This window comes from Streptomyces sp. ML-6 (assembly GCF_030116705.1).
Taxonomy (GTDB): Bacteria; Actinomycetota; Actinomycetes; order Streptomycetales; family Streptomycetaceae; genus Streptomyces.
Genome location: NZ_JAOTIK010000002.1, coordinates 313,565 through 325,781 on the forward strand (window position 1 = coordinate 313,565; position 12,217 = coordinate 325,781).

The following is a 12,217-nucleotide window of genomic DNA, read 5'->3' on the forward strand; positions in this document are numbered from 1 at the left end:
ATGTCCGGAATCCTTGGATACCTGTCTTCCGGACAAGGCTTGTAGCATCGGGGCATGTCGACAGGTAATCGCCGCCGGGTGGTGGTCGTGGCCTACGACGATGCGGAACTCGTCGAGATCGCCTGCGTGACCACCGCCCTCGACGGTGCGAACCGCTTCGGTGCGAGTCCGCCGTACGACGCCTGCCTGGTCACGCCCGGGGGCCGTCCGGTGCGCTGCTCCTCGGGACTGGTCCTGGCGGGACAGGCGGCGCTGGAGCGCACTCGCGGACCGGTCGACACACTGCTGGTCGTCGGCGGACCGGGCCACCTCGCGGCGGCCCGGAACACCTCGCTGGTCGGCCACGTCCGCCGCCTGGCCGACGTCAGCCGCCGGGTGGCGTCGGTGTGTACGGGCGCCGGCGTGCTGGCCGAGACGGGACTGCTCGACGGGCGGCGCGCCACGACCCATTGGGCGTACGCCCAGGAGCTGGCGCAGCGCTACCCGGCCGTCGACGTCGACGCCACTCCGTTGTACCTCCGCGACGAGCACGTCTGTACGTCGGCCGGGGTCACCGGAGCCCTCGACCTCACCCTCGCGTTCGTCGAGGAGGACCACGGCCCGGCCCTGGCGCGGTCGCTGGCCCGGATGATGGTGACCTACCTCCAGCGGTCGGGCAACCAGGCCCAGATCAGCACCTTCGTCGGCGCGCCGGCTCCGGCTCACCGGACCGTGCAGCGGACCATCGAGCACATCACGGAGCACTTGGACGGCGACCTCGGCACGGCCGCGCTCGCCTCGTTCGCGGGTGTCAGCGGACGTCATCTGGCTCGGCTGTTCCTCAGCCACGTGGGCCGGACACCGGCACAGTTCGTACGGATCGCCCGCGCCGAGGCGGCCTCACAGCTCCTCGTCTCCACCACACTGCCGTTGGCATCGATCGCGAGGCGTTGCGGGTTCAGCTCCGCCGAGACGATGCGGCAGGTCTTCCTGGACCACTACGGGACCACGCCCAGCCGGCACCGCGCGGTCCACAGCTCCGCGTGAACCGCACCCGCGGCGCGGGCAAGCCGGCCCCACCGCGATGCGCGAGGCCCGAGCCGGAATCCTGGCAGACCGTCATGCCCCGGCCGGGCTTGGCCGACCGCACACATGCGCTATAGTTGATCTTGCCGGTTCGCCGCAGCACACAGCAACCGGCAATGCGTTGGTGGTCCAAGGAAAGACGCCCCACTTCCCGTGGGGAAATGCAGGTGCAAGGCCTGCCCAGCGCTCGCCCACGAGGCCCTTCCCTCCGCCGGGGAAGGGCCTCGTCATGTTCCCCCGGATGCGACGCCAGCCGTGATCGACAGCACCCTGGAGGTCCGCCCCGACGCGGGGTTCGGCTCGCGCCGCACACCGGATCGCTGCGGACCCGCCCGGGAACCTCACGGCCGCGTACGCGTCACGCCTGCTGCTCCATGGCCGGGGCGAGGGGCTGCTCGCTCCAGATGGTCTTGCCCCGCCGGCCGTAGCGGCTGCCCCAGCGGGTGGTGAGCTGGGCCACGAGGTACAGGCCGCGGCCTCCCTCGTCGGTCCAACGGGCCCGGCACAGCCGTGGCTGGGTGTTGCTGGGGTCGGACACCTCGCAGATCAGCACGTTGCCGCGGATGAGCCGCAGGACGATCGGGCCGCCCGCGTAACGAATGGCGTTGGTGACCAGTTCGCTGACGATGAGTTCCGTGGTGAAGGCGAGGTGGTCCAGGCCCCAGGCGGCCAGTTGTCCCGTGGCGGCCTCCCTGGCCTCGGCCACCACGGCCGGGTCGGCGGGGAACTCCCAGGCGGTGGTCGAGTCGTCCGGCAGTGCTCTGGTGCGTGCCAGCAGCAGGGCCACGTCGTCGCGGGGCGGCGCCTCGGTCGCCCGGGAGAGCAGGGACCGGCCGACCCCGTCCAGGGGCGCCGCCCCGTCGCCGTCGCAGAGCGCCGCGAGACGTTCGACCACCTGGGCCATGCCGTCTTCGATGTCCTGCCCGTCGAGGGTGACGAGCCCGTCCGTGTACAGGGCCAGAATGCTGCCCGGCTCCAGGGGGAGGTTCGTGACCTCGAACGGCATGCCGCCCACCCCGAGCGGTGGTCCGGGGGTGATCTCGACCAACCGGGCCGTGCCGTCCGGGCCGAGCAGAACGGGTGGTGGATGACCGGCGCTGGCCACAGCGCACTGGCGGCTGATCGGGTCGTACAGCGCGTACAGGCAGGTCGCGCCCACGACGCTCGGCTGGGCGGGGCCTGCTTCCTCGGCGAGTTGCTGGACCAGGTCGTCGACGTGGGTGAGCAGCTCGCCGGGGTCCAGTTCGAGATCCGCGAGCGTCTGCACCGCCGTGCGCAACCGCCCCATGGTCGCGGTGGCGTGCAGACCGTGGCCGACGACGTCCCCCACGACGAGCGCCACGCGGAACGACGGCAGCGGGATCACGTCGAACCAGTCACCGCCGATGTCGGCCCCGCCTCCGGCGGGCACATAGCTGCCCGCCGCCTCGACCGCGGGAATGTCACTGGTGGTACGGGGCAGCAGGCGCCGTTGCAGTGCCACGGAGGCGTGGTGCTCCCGGGTGTACCGGCGGGCGTTGTCCACGCTCAGTGCGGCGCGGGAGGCGATCTCCGCCAGGAGTCTGCGGTCCTCCTCGACGAAGGGCTCGGGCCGGTCGGTACGCCAGACCAGGACGGCGCCGAGCAAAAGGCCGCGCGCGAACAGGGGGGCCTGGAGGACCGAGTGGCCGCGCTCGGGGACGAACAGCGGAGTCAGTTCGGGCCCCAATTGCTCGACCGCCTCCTGTACGGAGGCCAGGACGGTCTCCCCGCACCGCAGTTTCCGCAGCGCAGGCGGGTCGGGCAACGGAGGGATCGGCTCGCCCGGTTGCAGGAGGCCGCCGGGAATGGGCCCGGTGGCCGAGACCGCCACGGCGCGGCGCAGGTGCCACAGGCCGGCGCCGACCAGCTTGGGGGGCTCGTCGCCCTGGAACACGGCCTCCGCGAGATCCACCCAGGCCATGTCGGCGAAGGCCGGGACGAGGACTTCGGCCAGATCCTGCGAGGTGCGCAGGATGTTCAGGGAGGTGCCGATCCGCTCGGATGCCTCGTGGAGCAGATCCAGGTGGTGGAGGTCCCGTTGCTGGGCGGTGGAGGGGATGAACAGGGTGGCGACGCCCGTCGGCCGGCCCCGGGCGTCCTCCAGCCGGAAGGCCGACAGGGACCACTGCCGGCCGGGAACCCGTGGGGATCCCGGCTCCCCGCCGATCAGCGGCACCCCCGTCTCCAGGACCCGGCGCAGCCCGGCTTCGACCTCCTCCGCTTCCCCGGGGGACAGCGCCTTCCCCAGGATGCCGCCCGCGAACGCGGGGGAACCGCCGGGCGTCTCCGAGGGGGCGGCATTGGTGCGTACCGTGCCCAGGTCCGGGCCGAGGATGCCGATCTCGATCCGGTCCTGGGCGAACAGGGCCCGGGCGAGGGCGGTGCTCTGGTTCCACAGGTCCAGGTGCTGGGCGGGGAGGGCCAGGACGAGACTCTGTGCCGAGCCTTCCAGCCGCACCACGCGAAAGGCGACCTCGACCCGGTCGCCGGAGGAGCGGCGGAGCACCGCGCGGCCCGTCGGCGGGATCCCGGACGCCGGGGGATCCTCCCGGCACCGCCCGGCGGAGGGATCGGCGAGGAAGCTCCACACCGGGGAGCCGCAGGCTTCCTCGGCCGTGAACTCCAGCAGGTCGGAGGCCGCCCGGGACCAGTGCAGCACGGTGCCCCGCTCATCGAGCACCGCCGTCGCGATGTCATCGAACGGGAACGACCGGCCCCAAGCATCATCAGTGGATGCGTCCATCCCGCTGTCCTTAGCCTCTACAGCCCCTACGGAGATATGTCCAGGTAAGTACATGGTGGACGATTCCGGCGCGCACTGTTCCGCCATCGGGAGCCAGGAACGCCCGTTTCACACACCGGCGGGGGCAGGGGCGGAGGCAGGGCCGCCGGTGCGGTCCTGGTGGTGGCGACGGCGCTCCGGGCCGGACGGACGGCCGGTGCGCGGTCATGGCGATTCCGGTCGGGGCTCTCGCGGTTCCGGGGTGGTGAGGCCGCCGGCGGCCGCGGTCCCGCGGGCGAACCGGTCACCTGCCGGCCCGCGTCAGTGGGAGGGGCCGATTCCCCAGGCGGCGGCTCGGGCGGCGGCGGCCGCGCGGTTGGGGAGGTCGAGCTTGGCGAGGATGTGCTCGATGTGGGTTCCCACGGTGCGCGGTGTGATGTGCAGCCGTCCGGCGATCTCCCGGTTGGTCCGGCCGGCGGTCAGTTCGGCCAGCACCTGGAGTTCCCGTGGCGAGAGTCCGCCGGGCCGCCGCGCGTCCGGGGCGGGGGCGGGGACTTCTTCGGGCGGCGGGGCCGCGCGGGGGCCGACCGCCGCGGCGAGGGCCTCGGTGAGCAGGGTGACCACGGCGCGCGCCGGATCGGGCGCGCGCCGTGGTCCGCGGGTGCTGACGTTCAGCATGCCGACGTACCGGCCGTCGGCGGCGAAGAGGCACTGGGCCACGCCGTCCTCGATGCCGAGCGGAGAGAGCACCTCCTGGAAGCCCGGGGAGGCGGCCAGGAGGTGCCGAGGGGCGTCCCTGAGCCAGAGCCCGCCCCGGGCCGGGGCGCGGAGCACGGGAAACATCGGATCGTGGTGGAGACGGTTCTCGATGTAGGCCGTGGCCCGGTCCGGGTAGCTCCCGGCCAGGGTGGTGTGGCGCCGGCGCCGTGGGTCCCACCGGGCCAGGGAGGCGTGGTCGTACTCCATCACCTGCGACAGCGCCGTCAGGACCGTGCCGACGCCGCTCCCGCCGCTCGTGACGCTCCGGGCGGCCTCGCGGACGTGGAGGGCCGCGTCCAGGATGTCCGCCGTGCTCCGCTCCGCTGCCATGGTGCAAGGATGATCATCCGCCCGGAATACGTCAATCGCGAAGGGTGTCGTGCACGACCTGCCCGTCCATGACCGTGAGGACGACGGGCATCTCCGGGATGTCGTGGGGGTCGGCCGTGAGCAGGTCCCCGTCGAGCACGCACAGGTCGGCGGCCTTGCCCGGTTCCAGGGAGCCCTTCCACTGGTCGGCGAAGTCCTGCCAGGCCGCGTCGATCGTGTACGTACGGAGCGCCTCGGCCAGGCCGATGCGCTGTTCGGGGCCGCTGACCCGGCCGGCCGCCTTCGACTCGCGCAGCATCATGGTGGCGACGCCCTGGCGCCAGTCCGGGTGCGTGACGGGGGCGTCGGAGCCGCTGGCGACCCGTACGCCGGCGTCGAGGGCGTCGCGGTAGGGCCATGCGTACGCGGCCCGTCCGGCACCGACGAATTCCTCCTCCATGTCGGCGACGGTCCACTTGATGGTGGGGTTCATGTTGACGCCGAAGCCGTGCGCGGCCAGCACCTTCATGCTGTGCGCGGTGAGGAAGTCGCCGTGGATGACGTAGTGGCGCGCGTCGGGCCGCGGGTGCTCGGCCATGGCCGCGGCGAAGGCGTCCGCGACGGTGTCTATCGCCCGGTCGCCGGTGACGTGGATGCCCAGCTGGTGCCCGGCGGCGTGGGCATGCCGGATCATGGCGCCGATCTCGGCGGTCCGCTCGGCGTCGGTCTCGCCCCCGACGCACAGGGAGCCGCAGCCGCCGCCGACGTACGGCTCGTGCATCCAGGCCGTCTTGTTGGGGACGACACCGTCGGCGAAGACCTTCACCCCGAGGACCGCGAGGCGGCGCGGATCGGCGTCGCCGGAATCACCGGCCGCGGCGAGGGCGCGCGCGAACTCCTCCGAGGTGCTCGCCATGCCGGTGGGCAGGAGCAGGACGCCGACGCGGGCGGTCAGTTCGCCGCCGGCCAGCAGCTCGCGGTAGACGTCGAGGGTCTCCGCGCCGAGCGCGCCCCGCATGATGCCGTCGCCGCCGGGGCCGAGGCCGGGCTCGGTGTAGCTGGTCACGCCGAGGCGGGCCAGCGTGGCGAGGGCCGACCTGACCGCGTCGGTCCGCTCCTGCCGGCTGAGCGGCGGCAGCGCGTTCTGGACGAGGTCCTGGGCCCCTTCGTGGAGCAGCCCGGTCGGCTCCCCGGACTCGTCCGCGACGATGGCTCCGCCGGGCGGCGCGACGGTGTCCCGGTCGACCCCCATGAGTTCCAGTGCCCTGGAGTTGACCCAGGTGGCGTGCCCGGAGAAGGAGTACAGGACGACGGGGTGGTCCGGGCTCACGGCGTCGAGGTCGTGCCGCGAGGGCTGCCGCGACGGGTCGGCGACGCACTCGTCGAGGTAACCGGGGTCCCAGCCGTGCCCCGTGATCCACTGCCCGGCCGGAGCCCGGCCGACGGCCTCCCGCACCGCCTCGGCCACGTCCGCGAGGGACGACACGGCGGGATGGCCGACGTCGAGGGAGAGCGGCGGCGTCGCCATGCCGAAGGCGCATCCGTGCAGGTGGGAATCGTTGATGCCGGGAAGCAGCGTCGCCCCCCGCAGATCGATGACCCGGGTGTCGGGTCCGACGAGCGGCGCGACGTCGTCCCGCCCACCGACGGCACTGATGGTCCCGCCGGTCACCGCCAGGGCCGAGGCGACGGAGAACTCCGCGTCGACCGTGACCACCTTCCCGCCGAGAAACACCAGATCCGCATGCATGCCCACAGAAGGTCAGTCCTTTCGAAGGTCGGGGGCACCACGGCCACCCGCGAACGTTCTCCCGAGGACTATGGCCGCGCCCGTACCCTCCGCACATCGGTCATCCCACCGATACCCGCTCCCGTCATGGCCCGCCGGTGCGAAGCCGGATCGGGCCCGCACGTCGTCCCCGGCGGGTTCCCGCTCCCGCGGGGCCGTCGGCCGAGCGGTGCCGGGCCCTCCACGCGGTGGGCACCCGCTCGGTCGACGACCCCTGTTCGCCCGGCATGTGACGGCCGACGGCCGCGCGTTCTTCGGCGCCGGGTCAGTGGCTCAGGCCATGGCGGCCCGGGCGGTGACCGCGTCCGCCGGATCCCAGCCGGCCCGTGGCACCGAGGCCAGCAGCAACCGGGTGTACGGGTCCTGCGGACCGGCCAGCACCTCGGCCGTCGGCCCTTGCTCCACCACCGTGCCGCGGCGCATCACCAGGACCTCGTCCGTGATGTGGTGGACGACCGCCAGGTCGTGGCTGACGAAGACCAGGGCCACCCCGGTGTCCCGGCGGATCTCGCTCAGGAGCTGAAGGATCTGCGCCTGGATCGAGACGTCCAGCGCGGCCACCGCCTCGTCGAGGACCAGTACCTTCGGGTCGACCGCCAGCGCCCGGGCGATGGCCAGCCGTTGCCGCTGGCCGCCGGAGAGGCCGTGCGGACGGGCCTCCGCCTCCCGGGCGCCGAGCCCCACCCGGTCGAGCAGCCCGTCGGCCACGGTCTCCTCCCGGCCGTGCAGACGCAGGGCCGTCGTGAGGCACTGGCGGGCGGTGAGCCGGGGGTCCAGGGAGACGTACGGGTCCTGGAACACCATCTGGATCTCCCGGGCCCGTGCCAGCCGGGCCGCCCGGCCGCGCGGGGTGCGCGGGGCGCGGGGCCGGCCGGAGACGGAGATGCTGCCCGCATCCGGACGGACGAGACCCACCAGCATCCGGGCCACGGTCGTCTTGCCGGAGCCGGACTCGCCGACGATTCCGAGTGAGCCGCCCGCCGGGACGGTGAAGGTGATGTCGTCGGCAGCGGTGAGACGGGCTTTGCCGGGCAGCCCGTATGTCTTGCGCAGTCCGTCCACGGCCAGCAGGGGTGCGGCCTTCGGCAGTGCGGTGGTCATCGGTCGCTCCTCCTCTCGGTGCCCGGCCCCGCCGGCACGGGCAGGCGGCGGCAGGCCGCGGCGCCCCCGCCGTCCAGCGGCACCGGTTCGGGCCGCCAGGCCGAACACTCCGGTTCGGCATCCGGGCAGCGGTCGGCGAACTCGCAGCCGCCGAACGCGTCCGCGAGCGACGGCGGGCGCCCCGGGATCGGGAGGATCGTCCGCCGTCCCTCCCCCAGCGTCGGGGAGCAGGCCAGCAGTCCCTTCGTGTACGGGTGGCGGGGCCGGTCGAAGAGGGCTCCGGCGGGCTGCTCCTCGACGACCCGGCCCGCGTACATCACGTACACCCGGTCGCAGTACGCGGCGGCCAGTTGCAGGTCGTGGGTGATGAACAGAAGACCGAGGCCCCGTTCGGTGCGCAGGGTGCGCAGGAGGGCGAGGATCTCGGCCTGGGTGGTGACGTCCAGGGCGCTGGTCGCCTCGTCGGCGAGGAGCAGCCCGGGCCCGGCGGCCAGCGCACCCGCGATGACGACGCGCTGGAGCATGCCGCCCGAGAGTTCGTGCGGGCGTTGGCGGAACCGGCGTTCCGGGTCGGAGAGGCCGACCGTGTCGAGGAGTTCGACGCCTTTGGCGCGGGCCGCCTTCTTGTCGACTCCGGTCCCCGTCAGCCGTTCGACCAGGAAGTCGCCGATGCGACGGACCGGGTTGAGGGCGGAGCGCGGATCCTGGTGGACCATCGCGACCGTACGGGCCCGGTGCCGGCGCAGGGCGTCGCCGGTCAGGGCGAGGACGTCCGTGCCGTCGACGCGGACCGAACCGGAGACGGCCGCGCTGCCGGGGAGGGTGCGCAGCGCCGCCTTGGCGGTCGTCGACTTGCCCGAGCCGGACTCGCCGACCAGGCCGACCACTTCGCCGCCTGCCACCCGCAGGGAGACCCGGTTGAGGACGGGCCGGGCGGTGCCCGGGAGTTCGAGGGTGAGGTTCTCGATGTCGAGGAGCATGCGGCTACCTCCTGCTGCCGAGTCGGTCGGCGGCCCAGACCCCGACGACGTTGAAGGACACCACGACGAGGGCGATGGCGAAGCCGGGCACCAGGGCCGGGAGCAATGCGCCCTGGACGACGGCCGCCTGTCCCTCCTGCACCATCAGTCCCCAGTCTGAGCTGGGTGGTTGGGCGCCGAAGCCCAGGTAGGACAGGGTGGCCAGGGACATCAGCGCCTCGCCGAACAGCACGACCAGATAGCCGATGACCGAGCGGCCGAGGTTGGGGACGAGGTGGCGGGCGCAGATCCGGGCCCCGCCCATGCCCTGGACGCGGTAGGCGTCGATGTAGGGCTTGCGGCGTTCGGAGAGCGCCACCGAGCGGGTGTACTTGGCGACGGTCGGCGTGTAGGCGAGTCCGAGCGCGAGCACGGAGGTCGTCATTCCGGCGCCGAACACGGCGATGATCAGCACCGTGAACAGCAGCCCCGGGAAGGCGTACATGACGTCGGTGAGCCGGGAGACGACCGTGTCCGCCCAGCCGCCGCGCCATGCGGCGAGCGTGCCGAGGGCGACGCCGAGGACGGCGGCGATGGCCAGCAGGAACAGGGGGGCGATCAGGCTGGTGCGGGCCCCGTGCAGCACCCGCGAGAGCAGGTCCTGTCCGGAGGCGTCGGTGCCGAGCGGATGGTCCGGGCCGGTGCCGGCCAGGGACGCGGACAGGTCGATGGCGTCGGGGGCGTACGGGGACAGCAGCGGGGCGAACAGCGCCGCGAGGACGACCAGGACGAGTGTCCCGCCGGCTGCCACGACGCCTGCCGGGGGCCGCTTCCTTCCCGTTGTCGGGCCGACGCGGCCGAGGGTGAGCTCGCTCATGCCGTGGCCTCCTTCACCCGTGGGTCGAGCAGGGGGTGCACCAGGTCGACGAGGGTGGTCACGACGATGTACCCGGTGACCATGAGCAGCAGTACGGCCTGGGCGACGGGGAAGTCGTGGGTGTTGATCGCGCCGACGAGCAGCGAGCCGATGCCGCTGAGCCCGAAGGCGGTCTCCACGACGACCGTGCCGGCCAGCATGCCCGCCATGACCAGACCGCACATGGTGACGATCGGGCCGAGCGCGTTGCGCAGCACGTGCCGGACCACGATCTCCCGTTCGCGGACACCGGATGCCCGGGCGACCTCGACGTGGTCGGCCGCGCCCGCGTCGACCATCGACTGCCTGGTCACCCGGCTGATCAGGGCGAGCGCGCCGAGCGCCAGGGACAGGGCGGGCAGCGTCAGGTGGTGCACGGTGCCCGTGAAGCCCTCGCCGCCGCCGGTCACCGGGAACCAGCCGAGCTGCACGCCGAACACTGCGGCCAGGGCGATGGCCGAGACGAAGGAGGGCACGGAGGCGGCCAGGGTCGTGCCGCCGACGACCGCCGAGTCGACCCAGGTGCCGCGGCGGACGGCGGCGAGCACGCCGGCGCCGACCCCGAGGACGACGAAGAGCACGGTCGCGTACGCCACGAGGGCGAGCGTGGTCGGGAAGCGGGCGGCCAGCAGGTCGGCGACCTGGTCGCTGTACTTGAAGGAGCGGCCGAGGTCGAACTGGAGGCAGTCGCCGAGCCAGCGCCCGTACTGCACGACGAGGGGCTCGTCGAGGTGGTACTGGGCCCGGACCAGCTCCAGCTTTTCCGGGGAGAGCTTGTCGCGGCCTCCGGCGAGGAAGACGGCGGGGTCGCCGGGGGCCGCGTACACGGCGGCGAAGATGACGAAGGAGGCGGCGAGGAGGGTGGCCAGCAGTCCGGCCAGCCGCCGGGAGATCCGGGCGAGCATGTGCGGTCAGCCCTTCTTCGAGCCGAGTTCGGCGGCCCACGGGTAGTAGAGGTACGCCATGGAGGCGGGCGGGCCGGTCAGTTCCTCGTCGAGGACGAGGACGGACGGCACCTGGGCGACCGGGATCCAGACGGCGGCGTCCGTGAACGTCTTCTGGATGCCGACGGCGAGCTTCGCGCGCTCGGCGTCGTCGAGCGTGGCGAGCGCCTTCTTCACCCGGGCGTCGTACGCGGGGTCCTTGAAGCCGGCCCAGTTGTTGGAGGAGTCGGAGAGGGCGTTGTCGTAGAAGCCCATCGGGTCGGCCTTGGAGATGTACCAGTCGCCGACCAGCACGTCGATGTCCGCGCGCGCCTCGGGGGTGCTGTAGAACTGCTCGAACTGCGAGGTGGGCACCGTCTTGATCCGCCCCTGGAGGCCGATCTTCCGGAGTGCGGCGCGTACGGCGTTGGCGACGACGGTACGGCCCTGGCCGGCGTCCGTGCCGATCACGATCGGCCCGGAGCCGTCCGCTCCCGCCTCCTTCACCAGTTCCCTGGCCGCGGCGATGTCTTTCGCGTCCGGGGCGGCGGGGGCACCGGTGACGGCCTTCTGGGCGGCTTCGAAGACGGGCTTCTCGTAGCCCCAGGCCCCGGAGCCGACCGGGGTGGCCCAGGGCTGGACCATGCCGCCGTAGCCGGAGGCGGCGATGCCCTTCCGGTCCAGGGCGAGCGAGAGGGCCCGGCGGATCCTCGGGTCCGCCAGCCCGCCGCGCTCGGTGGGGATGAGGACGAGGGAGGCGGTGGAGGGGCCGTAGTACTGTGCGATGCCCTTCTTGCCGCGGAGGGCCGAGGCAGTGTTGGGCGATTCGGCGTACGTGCCGTCGGCGGCGCCGGTCGTCAGCGCGTTGACGAGGGCGCTGTCGGAGGCCCAGCGGAAGGTGACCCGCTTCGTCAGGGGCTTCTTCCCCCAGTACCCGTCATGGCGCTCGATGGTGATCGAGTCGCCGGACTTCCAGCCGGCCAGCCGGTACGGGCCGGTGCAGGCGTCGGGCTGTCCCGGCGTACCGAAGTCCTTGCCCGCCTTCTCGACCTGTTCCTTGTTCCAGACGATGCCCGCGTCACCGGCGAGTGCCTTGAAGAACATGGCGTCGGGCGTCTTGAAGGTGAGGGTGATCTGCCGGTCGCCGGTCTTCCGCATCGTGGCGATGTTGCCGAACTCGTCGCCCTGCTCCATGTCCGGGTCGGCGTGCCGTTTCAGGCTCCAGAGCACGTCGTCGGCAGTCATCGGGGTGCCGTCGTGGAAGGTGACACCGGAGCGCAGGGTCAGTACGAGGGTCTTGTCGTCGGGAGTTTCGGCCTTTTCGGCGAGGAGGGGCTTCGTCGACATGTCCGGCTGGAGCTGGTACAGCCGCTCGCAGACGTTGGTGAGGACGATCCGGCCCGCGCTCGATCCCTGGGTGTCCAGGTCGAGCGAGTCCGGCTCGTCCTCCAGGAGCCAGTTGGCGTGGGCGAGTTCGCCCGTGGCCGGGGCGGTGGTCGGGGTGAGGTCGAGCGTGGCCGCGTCGGCGGTCCGGGCGCCGCCCGCGGTGTCCCGGGTCGCTCCGCTGCAGCCCGCGACCGCGATGACGGCCGTCGCGACGAGGCCCGCGGCCAGGGCCGTCCTTCTTGAAGGGGTGTGCGTCATCACTGCGTT

The 12,217-nt window shown here is 72.8% G+C and carries 9 protein-coding genes; 1 reads left to right on the plus strand and 8 read right to left on the minus strand.

Going from position 1 to position 12,217, the window contains the following annotated elements; translation table 11 throughout:
* The first annotated feature begins 54 nt into the window (after positions 1-54).
* Positions 55-1,026, plus strand: coding sequence for a GlxA family transcriptional regulator (locus OCT49_RS35325; RefSeq protein ID WP_283856248.1), 972 nt, complete (start codon positions 55-57; stop codon positions 1,024-1,026).
* A gap of 397 nt (positions 1,027-1,423) precedes the next feature.
* On the opposite strand, the gene OCT49_RS35330 is transcribed toward OCT49_RS35325, so the two are convergent.
* The 8 genes from OCT49_RS35330 to OCT49_RS35365 all read right to left on the minus strand — a co-directional run bounded on the left by OCT49_RS35330 (position 1,424) and on the right by OCT49_RS35365 (position 12,208).
* On the minus strand, positions 1,424-3,829 hold the full coding sequence (locus OCT49_RS35330; protein WP_283856249.1) for a SpoIIE family protein phosphatase: 2,406 nt from the start codon (positions 3,827-3,829) through the stop codon (positions 1,424-1,426).
* Between the two features lie 300 nt (positions 3,830-4,129).
* A complete protein-coding gene (locus tag OCT49_RS35335) occupies positions 4,130-4,897 on the minus strand; it encodes a helix-turn-helix transcriptional regulator (protein WP_283856250.1) in 768 nt (255 codons plus the stop codon).
* A gap of 31 nt (positions 4,898-4,928) precedes the next feature.
* Entirely contained in the window at positions 4,929-6,626 is a 1,698-nt protein-coding gene (locus tag OCT49_RS35340; RefSeq protein ID WP_283856758.1) for an amidohydrolase, read from the minus strand.
* A 312-nt stretch (positions 6,627-6,938) separates the two neighbouring features.
* Positions 6,939-7,766 carry an ABC transporter ATP-binding protein gene (locus OCT49_RS35345; protein WP_283856251.1) on the minus strand — a complete coding sequence of 276 codons (828 nt, stop codon included), beginning with the start codon at positions 7,764-7,766 and terminating at the stop codon, positions 6,939-6,941.
* The gene (locus OCT49_RS35350) at positions 7,763-8,746 is read right to left on the minus strand and encodes an ABC transporter ATP-binding protein (protein ID WP_283856252.1); all 984 of its coding nucleotides are present in this window, start codon (positions 8,744-8,746) and stop codon (positions 7,763-7,765) included. The genes OCT49_RS35345 and OCT49_RS35350 overlap by 4 nt, the downstream gene beginning before the upstream one ends.
* Positions 8,747-8,750: 4 nt before the next feature.
* Positions 8,751-9,602, minus strand: coding sequence for an ABC transporter permease (locus OCT49_RS35355; RefSeq protein WP_283856253.1), 852 nt, complete (start codon positions 9,600-9,602; stop codon positions 8,751-8,753).
* A complete protein-coding gene (locus tag OCT49_RS35360) occupies positions 9,599-10,546 on the minus strand; it encodes an ABC transporter permease (RefSeq protein WP_283856254.1) in 948 nt (315 codons plus the stop codon). Before OCT49_RS35360 ends, OCT49_RS35355 begins: the two co-directional genes overlap by 4 nt.
* Before the next feature lie 6 nt (positions 10,547-10,552).
* Positions 10,553-12,208, minus strand: a complete 1,656-nt coding sequence (locus tag OCT49_RS35365) for an ABC transporter substrate-binding protein (RefSeq protein ID WP_283856255.1) — start codon at positions 12,206-12,208, stop codon at positions 10,553-10,555.
* Positions 12,209-12,217 lie beyond the last annotated feature (9 nt).